This window comes from Paracoccus sp. 08 (genome assembly GCF_024105395.1).
Taxonomy (GTDB): Bacteria; Pseudomonadota; Alphaproteobacteria; order Rhodobacterales; family Rhodobacteraceae; genus Paracoccus; species Paracoccus marcusii.
The window spans coordinates 31,763-50,697 of the sequence record NZ_WEKR01000010.1 but is presented as its reverse complement, the minus strand read 5'-3'; the positions used below and the strand labels follow the sequence as shown (position 1 = coordinate 50,697).

Here is an 18,935-nt window from a genome sequence, read left to right as displayed (position 1 = left end):
TCAGCGCCTTTCGCCGGTGCCCAGGGGCGTTGCGGGGGTGGTGTCGGGCACGCGGCCCCAGACACGGTTCAACTGGCAGGTATTCATCTGGGGCAGGACGCGGCTGCCGAAATGGCAGGCCTCGTCCTTGTGGGGATAGCCCGACAGGATGAAGGCGCAGATGCCCATGCGACGCAGCTCCTCCAGCTTGGTCAGGACCTGGTCGGTCGATCCGACGATGGCCGCGCCGCAGCCCGACCGCGCCCGGCCCACGCCGGTCCACAGGTTGGGCTCGATATAGCCCTCCAGATCGGCCAGCTCTCGGTTGCGCGCCTGGCGGCTGACGCCGAGCGAGCCCGCGTCCAGCGCGCGTTCGCGGATCAGCCGACCCTGGTCATCGTCCAGCTGGCTGACCAGGTCGCGGGCATATTCGCGGGCCTCGGCCTCGGTGTCGCGGACGATCACATGGGCGCGAAAGCCGTAATCCAGCGTGCGGCCGTATTTCTCGGCCGCGGCATGGGCGGCGCGCATCCTGTCGGCGATGTCCTCGGTCTTTTCGGGCCACATCAGATAGACGTCGCAATGCTGGCCGCACAGGTCCAGCGCGTCGGGGGAATAGCCGCCGAAATAGAGCATCGGCCCGCCCGTCTGATAGGGCTGGACAGGATCGGTGGTCAGGCCGCTGAAATCATAGACCTGACCCTGATAGTTGATTTCGCCCTGCGACCAGGCCTGCTTCAGGATCTCGACCACCTCGCGACTGCGCTGATAGCGGAAGGGGCTCGGCTCCTGCTGGCCGGGGAAATCGCTGCTGATGATGTTGACCGTCAGGCGGCCCTCCAGCATGTGGTCCAGCGTGGCGATGGTGCGGGCCAGCATGATCGGCTGCATCTCTCCGCAGCGGACGGCAGCCAGCATGTTGATGCGTTGGGTGATCGGCGCGCAGCCCGCGACGAAGGACAGCGTGTCCTGGCCGACCTGATAGCTGGACGGGCACAGGATGTTGCCGAACCCCTGCCGTTCGGCCGTGCGCACGATGTCCGAACAATGCGCCCAGCTTGACCGCAGCGACCCGTCGGGCACGCCCAGATGGCGGTAATCGTCGGAACACAGCGCCGCGAACCAGGCGACCTCGACGGCATCCAGATCGGCTGAGGTGACGGGGACGACGGTCATGGTTTCCTCCCGGGACGGCGTCGGATTTCCCTTTGCATAGCGTCCCCCATCGTGTAAATCAATGGTGTATCAATTTACCGGGGGGACGGTCGTGGCAGGGGCAGGCGAACATCGGTCGGACGCGTTGCCGATCCACCTACAGATCACCGAGATGATGATTCGCGACATCGCCGCGGGTCGTCTGGTCGATGGCCAGAAGCTGCCGCCCGAACGCCAGATGGCCCAGGCGCATGACACCACCGTGCGGACCCTGCGCAAGGCGCTGGCCGAACTGGAGGCGCAGGGCCTGCTGGACCGTCGGCAGGGATCGGGGAACTACATCCGGGCGGGCGAACCGACGCGGGCGGTCTATTCGATGTTCCGGCTGGAACATGCGCAGGGCGGGGGCGGCCTGCCGCGCGCGCGGCTGCTGTCGGTCGGATCGCATCCCAAGGATGCCGGCCAGCCCGCCTATGGCAGCGCCGATCACGGCACCCGGTTCCGGCGCCTGCGGTTCCTGGACGACACCCCCATCGCGGTCGAGGAGATCTGGCTGGACGGCGGGGCCGGGGCCATTCCCCCCGAGATGGTGCAGGATTCGCTGTATCTGACCTACAAGCGGGCGCTGAAGCTGTGGATCACCCGGGCCGAGGATCGCGTCGGCCTGGGCACCGTGCCCGACTGGGCGCCGCCCGATTTCGCGCCCCGCCCCGGCAGCACGACCGCCTTCATCCAGCGCCTGTCCTGGGCGCAGACCCAGGACGCGGTCGAATTCTCGCGCACCTGGTACGACACCGACCGCGCGCTCTACGTCCAGCGCCTCGTCTAAGGAGATCCCATGACCATGCAACACAGCCGCGTGATCACCTATGGCGTGATTGGCTGCGGGATGATGGGCCAGGAACACCTGCGCAACATCGCCCTGCTGCCCGGCACCGCCATCGGTGCCATCTTCGAACCCGACGCCGCCATGCGCGCCCGCGCCGCGGCGCTGGCCCCCGGTGCGCGCATGGTCGACAGCGTGGCCGACCTGCTGGCGCATCCGGGGCTGGACTGCCTGCTGATCGCCAGCCCGAACCACCGCCATGTCGAACAGCTGCAGGCCGTGGCCGCGCACAGGCCGCTGCCGGTGCTGGTGGAAAAGCCGCTGTTCACCCAGGCGTCGGACGCGGCGGCGGTGGCGGAACTGGCCGCACGGCACGCGGCGCCGGTCTGGGTCGCGATGGAGTACCGCTACATGCCCCCCGTCGCCCGGCTGTTGGAGATGGCCCAGGAGGCCACCGGCGGCATCCGCATGCTGAGCATCCGCGAACACCGCTATCCGTTCCTGTCCAAGGTCGGGCAGTGGAACCGCTTCAACCGCTACAGCGGCGGGACGTTCGTCGAGAAGTGTTGCCATTTCTTCGACCTGATGCGGCTGGCGCTGGGGTCTGACCCGGTCCGTGTGATGGCGACCGGCGGGCAGGCGCTGAACCACCTGGACGAAGTGCATGACGGCCGGACGCCCGACATCTTCGACCACGGCTATGTCGCGGTGGACTTTGCCGACGGCACCCGCGCCATGTTGGAGCTGTGCATGTTCGCCGAAGGATCGCGCTGGCAGGAGGAGATCAGCGCCGTGGGCCCCCGTGGCAAGATCGAGGCTTTCGTGCCCGGTCCCACGCGCTTCTGGCCCGCGCATCTGGGCGATCCGCCCGTGGCGCAGGTCGTCGTGTCGCCCCGCGAACCCCGCGGGCCGCAGGTCCACGTGATCCCCGTGGACCCGACGCTGCTGGATGCGGGGGATCACAACGGCTCGACCTTCTATCAGCACCGGGGGTTCTTGGAACTTGTCCGCGGCCAGCGCGACCGCCCCGACGTCAGCGTCCAGGACGGCATCTGGGCCGTGCGCATGGGGCTGGCGGCGCAGACCGCGATGATCGAGCGGCGCGTCGTCGAATTGTGACGACCCGCACAGCGGATGTGCGGCCAAGGCAGTGCCGCGCATCCGCGAAACGCGCTATCAGGGGAAAAATCCGCATCGAAGGCCCCCCATGCGCCAGAACACCAAAGCCAGCTATGGCAGCGTCGCCCGCAGCCTGCACTGGCTGACCGCCCTGATCATCCTGTCCAACATCGCCCTGGGCCTGTGGGCCGAACGCATCCCGCTGGAGCAGATGGCGCTCAAGGTGCAGGTGTTCTCGTTCCACAAGACGCTGGGTCTTGCGGCGCTGGTCGTGGCGCTGGTGCGCATCGGCTGGGCGCTGACCCAGACGCGCCCCGCCCCCGTCCACCCCGAACGCCGGCTGGAGACCCTGCTGGCCGAGGCGGTGCATTGGACGCTTTACGGGTCGATGGTGCTGGTGCCGGTGACGGGCTGGATCGAACATGCCGCGACCGACGGGTTCGCGCCGATCCTGTGGCCCCTGGGGCAGGGGCTGCCGCTGGTGCCGAAATCGCCCGCCCTGGCGATGGTCATGGCCCAGGTGCATCATGTCTTTGCCTTCTTGCTGATCGGGTCGGTGGTCCTGCATGTGGCGGGCGCCATCAAGCATGCGGTGATCGACCGCGACGGGGTGCTGGGCCGCATGACGCGGGGCGTGCCCGCGGGCCGGGGCATCGCCGCCCGCCACGCGCTGCCGGCGCTGGTCGCGGTGGCGGTCTTCGGGGCGGGGGCGGCCTATGCGCTGGCCACCGCGCCGCGCGACGCGGCCCCGGTGGCGACGCTGGACCAGGCGGCGTCCGAATGGCAGGTCACCGACGGTGAACTCGGCTTTGCGGTGCGCCAGATGGGATCGACCGTGACCGGCAGCTTTGCCGACTGGACGGCGGCGATCACGTTCGACCCGGACAGCGGCACGGGCGCCGTGGCGGTGACCATCAACATGGACAGCGTCACCATCGGCACCGTCACCGACCAGGCCAAGGGGGCCGATTTCTTTGACGTCGCCGCCCATCCCACCGCCGTCTTCGAGGGCACGATCCGACCCGAGGGCGCGGGCTATGTCGCCGAAGGACCGCTGCGCCTGCGCGACCAGCAGATGCCCGTCACGCTGCCCTTCGATCTGACCATCACGGACGGCGTCGCCGTGATGCAGGGGCAGGCCGTGATGGACCGCCGCGACTGGCAGGTGGGCGCGGCATATGCCGACGAAAGCACGGTGGGGTTCCAGGTGGACCTGACCGTCGCGCTGACCGCCACACGGTGATGTGCGCTGGCTGACAGCCCCTGTTCGCGCATCGCTAGTTGCCCCACGGGCCGCTTCCAAGGATGGTGCCCCCACAACAAACGGAGATTCCGATGCTGAAAACGACCGCCCTGACCGCCGCTTTCGCCCTCGTCGCCGGTGCCGCCCTGGCCGCGCCCGAAACCTACAGCCTGGACACCTCGCACAGCCAGATCGTGTTCGACTACAGCCACCTGGGCTTCTCGACCACGACGGGCATGTTCGGCGACATCACCGGCACGATCATGTTCGACGCCGAGGACCCGGCCGCATCCTCGGTCGAGGCGACGTTCCCGGTCGCTTCGCTGATGACCGGCTTTGCGGGCCGTGACGAGCACTTCCTGTCGCCCGACTTCTTCGGCGCCGAGGGTGCCGCCCCCGAGGTGACCTTCAAGTCCACCGGCATCGAGGTCACCGGCGACACCACCGCGCTGATCACCGGCGATCTGACCCTGAACGGCGTCACCAAGGAGGTCGTGCTGGACACCACGCTGAACCAGCAGGGCACCCACCCGATGGAGAACAAGCCCTGGCTGGGCTTCGACGCGACCACCACCCTGATGCGCAGCGACTTCAACGCCGGCATGTTCGCCCCCGCCGTGTCCGACGAGGTCGAGGTCCGCATCTCGGTCGAGGCGATGCCCGCCGAATGATTGCCGATCCGGCGTGACGACAGGGGCCCGTGGCATCGCCGCGGGCCCTTTCGCATGTCGCCGATCCGATAGCCGGGTCGCGACCGGCATGGTTGACTGGTCTGCGCGAATCACCGCTGGATCGGAAGGCCGCCGCATGACCGCCAAAACCATCCTTGCCCTGCTGGCGGCGCTGCCGCTGGCCGCCTGCGCCGGTGACGACCTGACCGGCCCCGCCGCCACCGCCTGCCGCGCGGCCATCGCGGCCCAGGTGGGCAGGGGCCTGTCCGCCGTCACCGTCGTCACCATGACCGAAACGCAGGCAGGCGCCGAGGTCCAGGCGGCTGTCACCGGGGCCGAGGCGCCATGGACCTGTCGGACCGACGCAGCCCATCGCGTGCTGGACGTGATGTATTCCGGCAGCGAGGGGGCCCTGTGAGCCCAAAACGAAAAGATGCCCGCAGACCACCTGGGGCAGGGTTCACAAGATTGCATCTGGGGGGATCACTGGTAGCGGAGGAGGGACTCGAACCCCCGACACGCGGATTATGATTCCGCTGCTCTAACCAACTGAGCTACTCCGCCACGAGTAGCGGCGATCTAAAAGACTGGCGCAGGGCCGTCAAGCGGGTTTTGCCAAAAAGCGCGCGCAGAGCGTTCGGGGCGCGCTAGATCTGCAGGCCCGCGCAGCGCGCGGTGTTGCGGATGTGGTCGCGCATATGCGCCTGCGCCGCGTCGGGATCGCGCCGTTCCATCGCGGCCAGGATGGCGCGGTGTTCGGCGATGGACTGCGCCATGCGATCGGGGTCGGTGTTCGGGATCGGCTGGCGCTGCGTCTCGGTCAGCAGCTGGCTGACGGTGCTGTACAACGTGGCCAGCATCCGGTTCGGGCAGGCCTGCGCGATGCCCTGATGCAGGGCCAGGTCCGCGTCCACATGGGCGACCAAGTCGCCCTGCGCCCAAGCCTGCTCGAACTGGGCGGCGGCCGATTGCAGGCCGGCCAGCGCATCGGGGGTGATGGCGGATGCGGCCAGCCGCGCCAGCTCTCCCTCGATCAGCAGGCGGGTCTGGAACACCTCGCGCAGATCGTGGGCATCGTCATAGCGCCATGTCGTCTGTGCGGGCCGCGTTGCCGGGTCCATCACGAAGGTCCCCCGCGCGGGCAGGGTCTGGACCAGGCCCAACGTCTCCAGCGTCAGCAGCGCCTCGCGCAGCGACGGGCGCGACACGTTCAGCTGTTCCGACAGCACCCGCTGCGACGGCAGCCGCTCTCCGGCCTTGAGTTCGCCCGACCGGATCATCTCCTGCAGGCGACGCGCGATGGTCTGCGTCACCGGTCCCTTGTCCCACATCACCCGCGCATTGCCCTTTCCGTCGGCATCCCGTCCGCCATCCATCTGCACAGGAACCACGGCCATTGCAAACCGGATCGGCCCGTGGCTTGATACTGGTCAGACCGGTTTGTCCGGTCAATCCAGAATCATAAAGACGGGGAGATGATCATGCACGGAAAAAGGATGCGCCGCACGGCCATGGCACTGGCGCTGCTTGCCGGTTCGGCCCTTGCCGCGTCGGCACAGGAAACCCTGACGGTGGGCGCCAACATCGGCAACGTCCCGTGGGAGTTCCAGGACGATGCCGGCCAGTTCGTGGGCTTCGAGATCGACCTGGTCGCCGCCGTGGCCGACCGCATGGGCGCCGAGGTCGAGACGGTGAACATTCCCTTCAACGGGCTGTTCTCTGCCGTGCAGTCGGGGCGGATCGACATCGCGACCAGCTCCATCACCATCACCGACGAACGCTTGGAATCGGTGACCTTCGCCCAGCCCTATTACGACAGCGACCAGTCGCTGACCACCCTGGCCGAGGGGCCGAAATCGCTGGCCGAGATGAAGGACAAGGTCGTCGGCGTCGACACCGGATCGACCGGCGACATGTGGGCGACCGAGAACCAGGCCGAATACGGGTTCGCCGACATCCGCCGCTATGAGGGGCTGGCGCCCGCGATGCTGGACCTGCAGGCGGGGCGGATCGACGGGTACGTGTCGGACATCCCGGCGCTGCAGTACTACGTCAAGGACAAGCCGCAGCTGGCCGTCGTCGAACGCATCCCGACCGGAGAGAAGTATTCGATGATGTTCGCCAAGGACGCCGAACTGGCGACCGAGGTCAACACCATCCTGGACGCGCTGAAGACCGAGGGCGTGGTGGCCGAGCTGCACGAGAAGTGGTTCGGCGTCGCCCCCGATGCGGGGTCGTCCACCGTCACCGTCCTGCCGATGCCGACGCTCAACTGATCCGACAGCCGGGTCCGGGCCCGTCCCGGACCCGAAGGGATGCACATGGATATCTTCGACACTTTCCTGAACGCCGAGGTTATGCGGCGGACCTTTCCCATGCTGCTGCAGGGTCTGTGGATCACGCTGCAGCTGGGGGCGGCCAGCATCGTCGCGGGGCTGGTGCTGGGCCTGGGGCTGGCGATGGCGCGGCTGTACGGGCCCGGCCCGGTCCGGTTCGTGACACAGCTCTATATCGACATTTTCCGGTCGATCCCGCTGCTGGTCCTGCTGATCATCGTCTATTACGCGCTGCCCTTCGTAGGTTTGCGCCTGTCGCCATTCGCATCCGCCATGAGCGCGCTGACGCTGGTGTCGGGCGCCTATACGGCCGAGATCTTTCGCGCCGGCATCGAGGCGATTCCCAAGGGCCAGTTCGAGGCCTCCGCCGCCCTGGGCCTGAACGGGCGCCAGACCATGGCCGACGTGATCCTGCCGCAGGCGGTGCGAATCGTCATCCCGCCGCTGACCAACAATTCGATCAATGTGGTCAAGGACACCGCGCTGGCATCGGTCGTGGCCATGCCCGACCTGCTGAAACAGGCGACGCAGGCGCAGGCCCTGGCCGCGAACCCCACGCCGCTGATCGTGGCCGCGGTGATCTACATCGCGTTCCTGTGGCCGCTGGTCGCGCTGGTGTCGCGCATGGAACGCCGCTTTGCGGCACGGAGGCGCTGAGATGGCCGGTTTCGTCAGCATCCGCAACCTGCGGAAATCCTATGGCAGCTTCGAGGCCCTGCGCGGCATCGACCTGGACGTCGCCAAGGGCGAGGTCGTCTGCATCATCGGCCCGTCGGGGTCCGGCAAATCGACCCTGATCCGCTGCATCAACCGCCTGGAGGGGTTCGACCCCGCAAGCGAGATCCGCGTGGACGGCACCCCCGTCACCACCGGCCGCGCCTTGGCCCGCGTGCGCGCCGAGGTCGGGATGGTGTTCCAGTCCTTCAACCTGTTCCCGCATCTGACGGTGCGTGAAAACGTCATGCTGGCGCCCCGCCGCGTGCGCCGCACCACGCGGGCGGATGCCGCGGCCCAGGCCGACCGCCTGCTGGCCCGCGTGGGCATTTCCAGCCAGGCCGACAAGTACCCCGAGCATCTGTCCGGCGGCCAGCAGCAGCGCGTCGCCATCGCCCGGGCGCTGGCGATGGAGCCGCAGGTGATGCTGTTCGACGAACCGACCAGCGCGCTGGACCCCGAAATGGTGGGCGAGGTGCTGGACGTCATGCGCGATCTGGCCCGGACGGGCACCACCATGATCGTCGTCACGCACGAGATGGGATTCGCGTCCCAAGTGGCCGACCGCGTCATCTTCATGGATGCGGGCCAGATCGTCGAACAGGGACCGCCCGCGCAGGTGCTGTCCGACCCCCAAGAACCACGCACGCGCAATTTCCTGGGCGCCGTGCTGAACCACTGAAGGACGACCCCGATGACACAACTGGACATGGCCTATGTGCAGTCCCAATTTCCCGGCCTGACGCAGGACTGGGTGTTCTTCGACAATGCCGGCGGCGCGCAGATCGCCCAGCCCGCCCTGGACCGCATGGTCGAGTTCCTGACCCATCGCAACGTCCAGATCGGCGGCAGCTATGCGGTGTCGCAGGCCGCGGCCGAGGCGCTGATGGCGGGCCGTCGCGCCGCCGCGACGCTGGTCAATGCCGCCCGCCCCGAGGAGATCGTGTTCGGCCCCTCGACCACGGTGCTGATGGGCAACCTGATGCAGGCCATGCGCCGTCAGTTCGTGCCGGGCGACGAGGTCATCGTCACCATGGCCGATCACGAAAGCAACATCGGCCCCTGGACCCGGCTGGAGGAGTTCGGCGTCACCCTCAAGGTGTGGCCGCTGAATGCGGACACGATGGATCTGCAGCTGGCCGATCTGGCCCCGCTGATGACCGACCGCACCCGTCTGGTCTGCGTGACGCATGTGTCCAACATCCTGGGCCAGGTTTATCCGGTCGCGGATTTCGCGCGCTTCGTCCATGACCGCGGCGCACGGATCTGCGTCGATGCGGTCGCCTATGCGCCGCACCGGCTGATTGACGTTCAGGCCTGGGATGTTGATTACTATGTCTTCAGCCTCTACAAGGCCTATGGCCCGCATGGCGCGCTGATGTACGGGAAATACGACCTGCTGGCCGAACTGGACGGGCTGTACCATTACTTCTATGGCAAGGATAAGGTTTCGGCTAAGCTGGAGCCCGGCAATCCCAGCTATGAGGCCGCCTATGCCACCGACGGCATCCTTGAATACCTGACCACGCTGGCCCGCCATCACGGCGCCACGGGCGACGACCGCGCCTTGCTGGAGGCCGCCTTCGATCTGATCACCGCGCAGGAGGATGCGCTGACCGACCGCCTGCTGGCCTGGCTGTCGGCGCGCAACGACTGCCGCGTCATCGGCGGATCGGTCAATCGCGACAGCACCCGCGTGCCGACCATCGCGTTCAAGTTCGACGGTGTCGATTCCGGCGCCGTCGCCCGCGCGATGGACAATCACGGCATCGCCATGCGGTTCGGCGATTTCCATTCGCGCCGCTTGGTCGAGCATCTGGGCGAGGATCAAAACGGCGGCGTGCTGCGCGTGTCGATGGTGCATTACAACACGCTGGATCAGGTCGACCGCCTGACCGACGCGCTGGCCCGGATCGTCGCATGAGCGGGCTGGACCTGGTCATCGCGGGCGGCACGGTCGTCACCGCCGCCGACAGCTATGCCGCCGATATCGGCATCCGCGACGGGCGCATCGCGCAGATCGGGCAGGGGCTGACCGGGGCCGAGCGGATCGACGCCACGGGGCTGCTGGTCCTGCCGGGCGGGATCGACGCGCATGTGCATCTGGACCAGCCGACATCGGACGGCACCACCATGGCGGACGATTTCGCCAGCGGCACCCGGTCGGCGGCGGCGGGGGGCAACACGACCGTGCTGCCCTTTGCGCTGCAGATCAAAGGACAGTCGTTGCGCGCCTGCGTCGAGGATTATCATCGCAAGGCCCAGGGGCATTGCCACACCGACGTGTCGTTCCACCTGATCGTCAGCGACCCGACCCCGCAGGTGCTGGGGCAAGAATTGCCGGCGCTGGTCCGCGACGGGTACACGTCCTTCAAGGTCTTCATGACCTATGACGACCTGGTCCTGAACGACGCCCAGATCCTGGACGTGTTCGAGGTGGCGCGCCGCGAACGCGCCCTGGTCATGGTCCATGCCGAAGGGCATGACGCGATCCGGCACCTGACCCGGCGCCTGGAGGCCGAGGGCCGCACCGCGCCCTATTACCACGGTCAGGCCCACGCCCAGATCGCCGAACGCGAGGCCACGCACCGCGCCATCAGCCACGCCCAGCTGATCGACGTGCCGGTGGTGATCGTCCACGTCTCGGGCCGCGACCCGATGGAGCAGATCCAGTGGGCCCGTGCCCGAGGCATGAAGGTTCACGCCGAAACCTGCCCCCAGTACATCGCCCTGACCGCGGACGACCTGCGCGGGCTGAACATGGATTTCGACGGCGCGAAATACGTCTGTTCCCCGCCGCCGCGCGATGCGGACAGCCAGGCGGCGATCTGGCAGGGGTTGCGGGACGGGACCTTCGACATCTTCTCGTCCGACCATTGCCCGTTTCGCATCGACGGGACGGGCAAGGACACGCCCCGCGCGCGATCGTCGTTCAAATACGTGCCGAACGGCATTCCGGGGGTCGAAACCCGCCTGCCGATCCTGTTTTCCGAAGGTGTCGGCAAGGGGCGCATCAGCCTGCAGCGGTTCGTGGCGCTGACCTCGACCAACCCCGCGCGGCTCTATGGCCTCTATCCGCAGAAGGGCAGCATCGCCATCGGCGCGGATGCCGACCTGGCGCTGTGGGACCCGACCCTGACCCGGTCGATCCGGCAGGCGCAGCTGAACCACGGCTGCGACTACACGCCCTACGAGGGGATGGAGATCACCGGCTGGCCGGTCCGCACCCTGCTGCGCGGCCGGACCATCGCGCAGGACGGCGTCCCGGTGGGCGATCCCACCGGGGGGCACCTGTCGCGCGCCACCAGCGAGGCGTTCGCCTAGACGTCGAAGTTGCTGGGCAGCACGATCATGTCGCGGATCGTCACGTTGCGCGGGCGCGTCAGCATGTACATCAGCGCGTCCGCGACCTCGACCGGTTCGATCAGGGCGCCGGCATCCTTCATGCGCTGCAGGCGTTCGGGTTCCCAATCCGCCAGCAGGGCCGAGATGACCGGCCCCGGAGAGACCTGTCCCACCCGCACGCCGTGGCCCATCAGCTGGCGGCGCATGGTCTGGACGAAACAGGTCACGGCCCATTTCGACGCGGTATAGACCGGCTCGACGTGGATCGGCGCGTGTCCGGCGATGGAGCTGGTGACGATGATGTCGCCCGTGCCGCGTTCGATCATGTGGGGGGCCACCGCATGGATGTTCTTCATCACCGCGTTGACGTTCAGGTTCAGCATGCGGTCGATGGCGGCCGGGTTGGTGTCGACCAGATCGCCGCCGATATAGCTGCCCGCGTTGCACAGCATGATGTCGATCTGGCCGACCTTGTCCAGGATCTGCGGCACCATCGCGTTGCAGCTGTCCGCGTCCAGCAGGTCGGTGACCTGGGCGATCGCGTCTGCGCCCAGCTCGCGCGTCAGCGCGTCCAGCGCGTCGGCGTTGCGGTCGACCAGCACCACGCGGGCGCCCGCCTCCAGCAGTGCGCGCGTGGCGGCCAGCCCGATGCCCGATGCGGCCCCGGTGATCGCGGCAACCTTGCCGTGCAGGTCTTGGGACATGGTATTCTCCTTGGGATGGTGTTCGGTCAGACGGCCAGGAAGCCGCCGTCAAGGGGCAGGACCGCCCCGGTGATCAGGCCCGCATCGTCCGACAGCAGCAGCGCGATGGCGCGGGCCACGTCTTCGGCCTCGGCAAAGCGGCCCATCGGGTGGCGGGCCATCATCGGGTCGCGCTTGGCCGGCGCGCTCCAGGCGGCGGCGGCCAGTTCGGTCAGGGTGACGGTGGGCGCGATGGCCACGGCGCGGATGCCGTGGGGGCCCAGTTCGCGCGCCATGACGCGGGTCGCGCCCTCCAGCCCGGCCTTGGACGCGGCATAGGCGACGTGGTCGGGGAATCCGCGATGGCCCGCGATGCTGGTGACGTTGACGATGGCGCCGCCGCCGCCCGCGGCGATCCGGGCGCGGGCGAACTCCTGCGCGCAGATCAACGCGCTGCGCAGGTTGATGTCCATCACCGTGTCATAGCCCGCGTCGGTCAGATCCAGTAGCCCCTCCAGCACGTTGGTGCCGGCGCAGTTGACCAGGAAGTCGCAGGTCCCGGCCTGGGCCATGGCATCACGCGCGGCCGCGGGGTCGGACAGATCGGCCACGATGGCCCGGGCGTCCAGGCTGTCCAGGTCGGATTGCGTGCGGCTGATGGCCGTGACCCGCGCGCCGCGTTCGGCCAGCAGGCTGGCGGTGGCCCGGCCGATGCCCTTGCCTGCGCCGGTGATGATGACGGATCTATCCGTGAAGGGCATCGTGGTCTCCTCTCAATGCGGCGTCGATGTCGCCGCGCAGGTCGCGGGCGGTGGCCTGAAGCGTCAGGAAGGCCCGATGGCGCGCGGCGTGCAGCCGCTGGCTGTCGGGGTCGGGATGATGGGTGGTCTGGACGCGCGACATGGCTGGCATGGCCGATGCCAGGTCGGGGAACACCCCGCCCGCGACCGCGCCCAGCATGGCCGCGCCCAGCAGCACGGGCTCGTCCGCCGCCGCGGCATCCACGGGCAGGCCGGTCGCATCGGCCAGCAGCTTGCGGATCAGCGGATGGCGGCCCGCGCCCCCGCTGATGGCGATGCGCGCGACCGGTGCCCCGTGGGCAGCCTGGGTCGCGATGATCTGGCGCAGGCCGTAACCCAGCCCGCAGACCCCCGCGACATACAGCGAGATCAGGGACGCCAGGTCCGTGTCCATCCCCTGGCCGCTGACGATGGCGCGGGCATGGGGGTCGGCAAAGGGCGCACGGTTGCCCAGGAATTCGGGCACCACGTGCAGGTGGGCCGCCTGCCGCACGGCGTCGGGCGCGGCCTGGTCCGCCAGCCATTCGGGCAGGGACCGGCCCTGCGCGCGGGCAGCATCGGTCGCCTGGTCGTGGGCGGGGTGCAGGCGCAGCAGGTGGTCGATGGCCGCGCCCGCGACCGACTGCCCGCCCTCGTTCAGCCACATGCCCGGCACCATGGCCGAGAAATAGGGCCCCCAGACGCCCGGCACGAAGGCCGGGTTCCGCGTCGTGGTCATGGTGCAGGATGATGTGCCGAACACATAGCCCACCGTGTCGACCGGATCGCCCATCGCGGCGACGGTGCCGACCCCGCCCGCATGCGCGTCGATCAGCCCTGCGCCGACGGCGATGCCGGGCCGCAGGCCCATGGCGCGCGCCGCATCGGCGGTCAGGCCCGCGCCAAGGGGCGTGGCGGGCGGCACGACCTGCGTGCCGATGCGCGCGAAGCCTTCGTCGGCCAGCACGCCCAGGCCAATGGCGCGGAAGTAATCGCCGTCCCACCGTTCTTCATGCGCCAGATAGGTCCATTTGCAGGTCACCGTGCAGGTCGACCGCGCGGTGCTGTCCGTGGCCTTCCAGGTCAAAAAATCGGTCAGGTCGAAGAAATGGCGCGCCGCGTCAAAGACCTGGGGCCGGTTTTCGCGCAGCCACAGCAGCTTGGGCGTCTCCATTTCGGGAGAGATGCGCCCGCCGACATAGCGCAGGACGTCGTGCCCGCCCGCATTGATGCGCGCCGCCTGGTCGACCGCGCGGTGGTCCATCCAGACGATGATGTCGCGGTCGGGATGGGCGGGGTCGCCCACGCCCAGGGGCGTATCGCCCACCACCACCAGCGAACAGGTGGCGTCGAACCCGATGCCTGCCACGCGGGCCGGGTCGATCCCGGCCTGGGCCACCGCGGCGCGGGTCGCGGCGCAGACCGCGTCCCAGACCTGCGCGCTGGACTGTTCGGCGATCACCCCGTCGGGGCGGTGCATGGCGATGTCGCATTTCCCGGTGCCAAGCGCGGCGCCCGTGGCGTCGAACACGCCCGCCCGCGCCGATCCGGTGCCGACGTCGATGCCGATCAGGTACCGGTCCATCAGCGCCATTCCCGCCCGATATAGATCGCCAGAAGGATGATCAGGCCCTTGATGACGTCCTGCATGTAGGGGTTGATGCCCACCAGGTTCAGGCCGTTGTTCAGGATGCCCAGCAGCACCGCGCCGATCAGCGTGCCCAGGATCAGCCCGCGCCCACCGGCGATGGCGGTCCCGCCTAGGACGACCGCGGCGATGGCGTCCAGCTCGAATCCCACCCCGGCGTTGGGCTGGCCGCTCATCAGGCGGCCGGTCAGCACGATGGCGGCCAGCGACGCGGTCAGCCCCGAGATGGCATAGACCGCCAGCTTGACCAGCCGGGTGCGCACGCCGGACAGGCGGGCGGCGGTCTCGTTGCCGCCGATGGCATAGACGTGGCGGCCGAAGGGCGTGCGCTGCAGCAGCAGCCAGGCCAGTGCATAGACGACGATCATGATGATCACCGGCACGGGCATGATGCCCACCCGGCCCACGCCGAACCAGGACACCCAGCCCGGCAGCCCGCTGATCGGATAGCCGCCCGAATAGATCAGGCCCAGCCCGCGGGCGATGCCCATCGTGGCCAGGGTCACGATGATCGCGGGCATCTTGCCCCAGGCCACCAGCACGCCGTTGAACAGCCCCAGCCCCAGCCCGACCAGCAGGGCGGCGGCGATGCCCACCCCGCCGGGCAGGCCCATGTTCACCATGATCCCGGCCGCGACCGTGCCGGCCAACGCCATGACCGCGCCCACCGACAGGTCGATCCCGCCGGTCAGGATGACGAAGGTCATGCCCACCGCCAGGATGCCCACGACCGACACCTGCCGCAGCACGTTCAGGATGTTGTTGACGGTGAAGAAATTGTCGCTGGCGAAGGCCATCAGCACCGACACCACGATCAGCCCGACTAGGGGCAGCGCCAGGGGCGAATGCAGCAGCCAGTCGAAGGCGCGGTGCCTGGCGGTGTTTGCGTCATGCGACATGGTGGACCTTTCCCGTGGTTGCATGTGTCATGATCCCTTCCGAGGTGATCGCGTCCCCCTCGACCGTCGCGACGATCCCGCCAGAGCGGAAGACGCAGACCCGGTCGGCCATGCCGATGACTTCCGGCAGTTCTGACGAGATCATGATGATGGCGTATCCCTGCGCCGTGAACCGGCGCATCAGCTGATAGATTTCGGCCTTTGCGCCGACGTCGATGCCGCGCGTGGGTTCGTCGAAGATCAGCACCCGCATCTGGTGGTTCAGCCAGCGGGCGATGACGACCTTCTGCTGGTTGCCGCCCGACAGGGTGTCGACGCGGGCGCGGGGGCCCTGGGCCTTGACGCGCACCTGCTCCATCGCGGCCTGGGTCGAGGCCAGTTCCTTCTTGAAGTCGATGAACCAATGGGCCTGGCGATATTTGCCGTAGTTGTTCACCGACACGTTCTGCAGGATGGAAAAGGCCGTGATCAGCCCCTGCTCCTTGCGGCTTTCGGGCAGCAGGCCGATGCCGCGGGCCAGCCCGTCGGCGGGGTCGCGCAGGCGCGCCTCGGCGCCGTCCACGCGGATCTTGCAGCGCGCGGCGGGATATTCGCCCAGGATCGACAGGACGGTCTCGGTGCGCCCCGATCCGACCAGCCCGGCGAAGCCCAGGATCTCTCCGGCGCGCAGCTGAAAGGACGATACCGGGCCGCCGCGACGCAGCTGCACCTCCACCGCCTCCAGCACGACGGGGGCCGCGGGGTCGCGGGCGGGCTTGGGGGGAAAGCTGTTCTCGATGCGGCGGCCGACCATCATCTCGACCAGGCGGTCGATGGTGACGTCGGCGACATCGGTGCTGCCGACATATTCGCCGTCGCGCAGCACGGTGATGCGGTCGCAGATCTCGAAGATCTCGTCCAGGTGGTGTGAGATGAAGACGATGGCCACCCCGGCGGCGCGCAGTTCGCGCATGACCTTGAACAGGTGTTCGGTCTCGGACGGGGTCAGGGTCGCGGTGGGTTCGTCCAGGACCAGGATGCGGGCGTCCAGCGACAGCGCCTTGGCGATCTCGACGAACTGCTGTTCGGCGACCGACAGGCGGGCGATGGGCACGTCCAGCGGCAGGTCGACCTCCAGCCGCCGCAGGATCGCCTGCGCACGGACGCGCATCGCCTTGCGGTCCAGAAGGCCCAGGGGGCCGCGCATCTCGCGGGCCAGGAACATGTTCTCGACCGCGGTCAGGCCGGGGATCAGGCTGAATTCCTGGAACACGATGCCGACGCCCGCCGCGATCGCCGCGTCATAGGTGGCAAAGCTGCGCGGCTCTCCGTCGATCAGGATCTGGCCGTCCGAGGGCTGGATGATGCCGCTGACGATCTTCATCAGCGTCGATTTCCCTGCGCCGTTCTCGCCCAGAAGGGCGTGCACCTCTCCGGCGCGGACATGCAGGTCCACGCCATGCAGGACCTCGATCCGGCCGAAGCTTTTGCGTATTCCCCTGAGTTCCAGCATCTTGCCCCCCTTTGTTCGGCCGCGCCCCGTAGGGGGCGCGGCCGGGTCCGTCACCAGCTGAAGTCGGCCGCGTTCTCGGCATCGACCGTGCGCACGTCGATCGGCACCTCGGTCGGTACCACGCGCGCGCCCCAGTACTGGGCCAGCGCCATGCCCAGGCCCACGCGGACCTGGTCGCGCGGGAACTGCGCGGTGGTCTGGATGAACGGGCCGCCGTCGGCGATGGCCTTGACCGCCTCGGGGGCGCCGTCGACCGAGGTCAGCTTGATGTCGCGCCCCGACCCCTGGATCGCGGCCAGCGCACCCATCGCACCGCCGTCGTTGACCGAGAAGATGCCGGCCAGGTTCTGGTGCGACTGGATCATGTTCTCGACCACGCCCAGGGCGACGGACCGGTCCTGGCGGCCGTTCTGGGTGTCGACCAGGGTGATGCCCTCATGCTCGGCCAGGGCCTCCTTGCAGCCCTCGACGCGCTGCAGGATCGGCACGACCGGGATGCCGTCCAGGATGGCGACCTCTCCCTGGCCGTCCAGGGCTTCGGCCAGATAGGCGCAGGACTGATAGCCCGCGTCGCGGTTCTTGGAGCCGACGAACGTGTCGACCGGGCCGTTGGCGTTGGCGTCGACCGCGACCACGATCACGCCCTGGTCCTTGGCCATGCGCACCGCCGATTCGACGCCCGCGCTGTCGGTGGGGTTCAGCAGCAGGATGTCGATGCCCTGCTGCAGCATGTCCTCGACATCCGAGATCTGCTTGGCCACGTCATGGCCCGCGTCGGTCACGATGACCTCGGCGCCGATCTGGGCGGCGGCCTCGTTCAGGGCCTCCTGCATGGACACGAAATAGGGGTTGTTCATCTCCTGGAACGTCATGCCGATCTTCAGCGTGTCGTCCTGGGCGGCGGCAAGGCCGGCCGAGGCGACAAAGCCTAGCGCGGCGGCGGATACGGTCTTGAGCAAGGTGTTCATCATAGTCCTCCCTTCGATGTGCAGTCGGCAGTCCCCCTCCGGTCGCGGCCCGCATGGGGAACCGCGTCGCGCAGGGTATGGGGTGGTGTGGCGGGTTCAGCTGGCCATGCGGATCGTCTGGTTGGCGGCGAAGGTCGCGCGAAATTCCGACGGCGACATCTTCTTCAGCTTGAGGAAATGGCGGTTGAAGTTCGACAGGTTCGAAAAGCCCACGTCAAAGCAGATATCGGCGACCTTGGCGTCGGGGTCCGACAGCAGCATGTGACAGGCCAGGTCGATCCGCATCTGGTTGCGATAGCGGACCAGCGTGGTCCCGGTATGGCGCTTGAACGACCGCGAGAACGCGCTTTGGCTCTGTCCGGTCAGGTCGGCCAGTTCGGTTTCGCTGACCGCGTCCAGCAGGTTTTCCCGCAGATGGCCCAGGGCGCGGTTCATGTCCGATTCCTCGGCGCGCTGCATGTCCATGACAAAGCTCAGGCTGGCCAACGTCTGCGCCTTGGACGCCGTCGCCAGCAGGTCCAGGATCTGGAAGAACAGCCCCAGCCGGCGCACGCCGCGCGCGTCGATCAGCTTGCCCATCAGCGGCATCACCGCACGCGAGGTGTCGTCGTCGAACAGCAGGCCCCGGCGGCTGCGCTCCAGCAGGTGCCGGGCGGATTCCAACTCGGGGAATGCCCCGCGGGCGGCCTCGATGAAGCTTTCGGGGAATTGGATGACCTTGGTGCGGCAGGGCACGATCTGTCCGGGGCGGATGTCGCTGATCCAGTTCTGGGGCAGGTTCGGTCCGGTCATGATCAGCTGGCCCGGCCCGAGTTCGCCGACATGGTCGCCGATATAGAACTTGCCCGAGGTCGCCACGACCAGGTGGATCTCGTATTCCGGATGGAAGTGCCAGCGGACCGTGCGGAAGGGATAGCCGTGCTGCCACGCGGCAAAGGATTCACCCTTGCGGATATGGACCAGTTCCAGATCTGGCTGCATCGCGTTCCCCCTCTCCGCGCCAGCACGGCCCGCTGCTGCGATGCCGGCCCTCCAAGGCGCTGGACCTTTGCTAGCACGGGTCGTCCAGACGGGGCCA

The 18,935-nt window shown here is 68.2% G+C and carries 19 protein-coding genes and 1 tRNA gene; 10 read left to right on the top strand and 10 right to left on the bottom strand.

Annotated features, from left to right (window positions below; translation table 11 throughout):
- A complete protein-coding gene (locus tag GBO37_RS05335) occupies window positions 1-1,155 on the bottom strand; it encodes an LLM class flavin-dependent oxidoreductase (RefSeq protein WP_252927669.1) in 1,155 nt (384 codons plus the stop codon).
- Between the two features lie 91 nt (window positions 1,156-1,246).
- Here GBO37_RS05335 and GBO37_RS05330 point away from each other — a divergent pair, with 91 nt between their 5' ends.
- From GBO37_RS05330 to GBO37_RS05310, 5 genes are all read left to right on the top strand, one after another.
- The gene (locus GBO37_RS05330) at window positions 1,247-1,963 is read left to right on the top strand and encodes a GntR family transcriptional regulator (RefSeq protein WP_369799445.1); all 717 of its coding nucleotides are present in this window, start codon (window positions 1,247-1,249) and stop codon (window positions 1,961-1,963) included.
- A 9-nt stretch (window positions 1,964-1,972) separates the two neighbouring features.
- Entirely contained in the window at window positions 1,973-3,079 is a 1,107-nt protein-coding gene (locus tag GBO37_RS05325; protein ID WP_252927667.1) for a Gfo/Idh/MocA family protein, read from the top strand.
- Window positions 3,080-3,167: 88 nt separating this feature from the next.
- Entirely contained in the window at window positions 3,168-4,322 is a 1,155-nt protein-coding gene (locus GBO37_RS05320; protein WP_252927665.1) for a cytochrome b/b6 domain-containing protein, read from the top strand.
- Window positions 4,323-4,414: 92 nt separating this feature from the next.
- Window positions 4,415-4,993, top strand: coding sequence for a YceI family protein (locus GBO37_RS05315; protein ID WP_252927663.1), 579 nt, complete (start codon window positions 4,415-4,417; stop codon window positions 4,991-4,993).
- Window positions 4,994-5,129: 136 nt separating this feature from the next.
- Window positions 5,130-5,411 (top strand): hypothetical protein, encoded by a 282-nt coding sequence (locus tag GBO37_RS05310; protein WP_252927661.1) that lies wholly within the window; start codon window positions 5,130-5,132, stop codon window positions 5,409-5,411.
- A gap of 69 nt (window positions 5,412-5,480) precedes the next feature.
- Here GBO37_RS05310 and GBO37_RS05305 read toward each other — a convergent pair.
- A tRNA-Met gene (locus GBO37_RS05305) sits at window positions 5,481-5,557 on the bottom strand.
- An 83-nt stretch (window positions 5,558-5,640) separates the two neighbouring features.
- Window positions 5,641-6,390, bottom strand: a complete 750-nt coding sequence (locus tag GBO37_RS05300; protein WP_245008422.1) for a FadR/GntR family transcriptional regulator — start codon at window positions 6,388-6,390, stop codon at window positions 5,641-5,643.
- Between the two features lie 99 nt (window positions 6,391-6,489).
- On the opposite strand from GBO37_RS05300, the gene GBO37_RS05295 reads away from it, so the two are divergent.
- Genes GBO37_RS05295 through hydA form a run of 5 tightly spaced genes read left to right on the top strand, consistent with a single transcriptional unit; the run spans window position 6,490 to window position 11,367 of the window.
- A complete protein-coding gene (locus tag GBO37_RS05295; RefSeq protein WP_252927659.1) occupies window positions 6,490-7,269 on the top strand; it encodes an ABC transporter substrate-binding protein in 780 nt (259 codons plus the stop codon).
- A gap of 45 nt (window positions 7,270-7,314) precedes the next feature.
- Window positions 7,315-7,986 carry an amino acid ABC transporter permease gene (locus GBO37_RS05290; RefSeq protein WP_252927657.1) on the top strand — a complete coding sequence of 224 codons (672 nt, stop codon included), beginning with the start codon at window positions 7,315-7,317 and terminating at the stop codon, window positions 7,984-7,986.
- A 1-nt stretch (window position 7,987) separates the two neighbouring features.
- A complete protein-coding gene (locus GBO37_RS05285) occupies window positions 7,988-8,725 on the top strand; it encodes an amino acid ABC transporter ATP-binding protein (protein WP_127899191.1) in 738 nt (245 codons plus the stop codon).
- Window positions 8,726-8,737: 12 nt separating this feature from the next.
- Window positions 8,738-9,967, top strand: coding sequence for a cysteine desulfurase-like protein (locus GBO37_RS05280; protein ID WP_252927656.1), 1,230 nt, complete (start codon window positions 8,738-8,740; stop codon window positions 9,965-9,967).
- Entirely contained in the window at window positions 9,964-11,367 is a 1,404-nt protein-coding gene (hydA, locus tag GBO37_RS05275) for a dihydropyrimidinase (protein ID WP_252927654.1), read from the top strand. The genes GBO37_RS05280 and hydA overlap by 4 nt, the downstream gene beginning before the upstream one ends.
- Here hydA and GBO37_RS05270 read toward each other — a convergent pair.
- The 7 genes from GBO37_RS05270 to GBO37_RS05240 form a co-directional block, all read right to left on the bottom strand.
- Window positions 11,364-12,092, bottom strand: coding sequence for an SDR family oxidoreductase (locus GBO37_RS05270; protein ID WP_252927652.1), 729 nt, complete (start codon window positions 12,090-12,092; stop codon window positions 11,364-11,366). The genes hydA and GBO37_RS05270 overlap by 4 nt on opposite strands.
- A 26-nt stretch (window positions 12,093-12,118) precedes the next feature.
- On the bottom strand, window positions 12,119-12,832 hold the full coding sequence (locus tag GBO37_RS05265) for an SDR family oxidoreductase (protein ID WP_148910926.1): 714 nt from the start codon (window positions 12,830-12,832) through the stop codon (window positions 12,119-12,121).
- Window positions 12,816-14,435, bottom strand: coding sequence for an FGGY-family carbohydrate kinase (locus GBO37_RS05260; protein ID WP_252927650.1), 1,620 nt, complete (start codon window positions 14,433-14,435; stop codon window positions 12,816-12,818). The genes GBO37_RS05265 and GBO37_RS05260 overlap by 17 nt, the downstream gene beginning before the upstream one ends.
- On the bottom strand, window positions 14,435-15,397 hold the full coding sequence (locus GBO37_RS05255) for an ABC transporter permease (RefSeq protein WP_217845386.1): 963 nt from the start codon (window positions 15,395-15,397) through the stop codon (window positions 14,435-14,437). Before GBO37_RS05255 ends, GBO37_RS05260 begins: the two co-directional genes overlap by 1 nt.
- Window positions 15,387-16,889 carry a sugar ABC transporter ATP-binding protein gene (locus tag GBO37_RS05250; RefSeq protein WP_139599201.1) on the bottom strand — a complete coding sequence of 501 codons (1,503 nt, stop codon included), beginning with the start codon at window positions 16,887-16,889 and terminating at the stop codon, window positions 15,387-15,389. The genes GBO37_RS05255 and GBO37_RS05250 overlap by 11 nt, the downstream gene beginning before the upstream one ends.
- 50 nt (window positions 16,890-16,939) lie before the next feature.
- Window positions 16,940-17,857, bottom strand: a complete 918-nt coding sequence (locus GBO37_RS05245) for an ABC transporter substrate-binding protein (protein ID WP_371927494.1) — start codon at window positions 17,855-17,857, stop codon at window positions 16,940-16,942.
- A 96-nt stretch (window positions 17,858-17,953) separates the two neighbouring features.
- Window positions 17,954-18,838: an AraC family transcriptional regulator gene (locus GBO37_RS05240; RefSeq protein WP_252927646.1), complete on the bottom strand. Its 885-nt coding sequence runs from the start codon at window positions 18,836-18,838 to the stop codon at window positions 17,954-17,956.
- Window positions 18,839-18,935 lie beyond the last annotated feature (97 nt).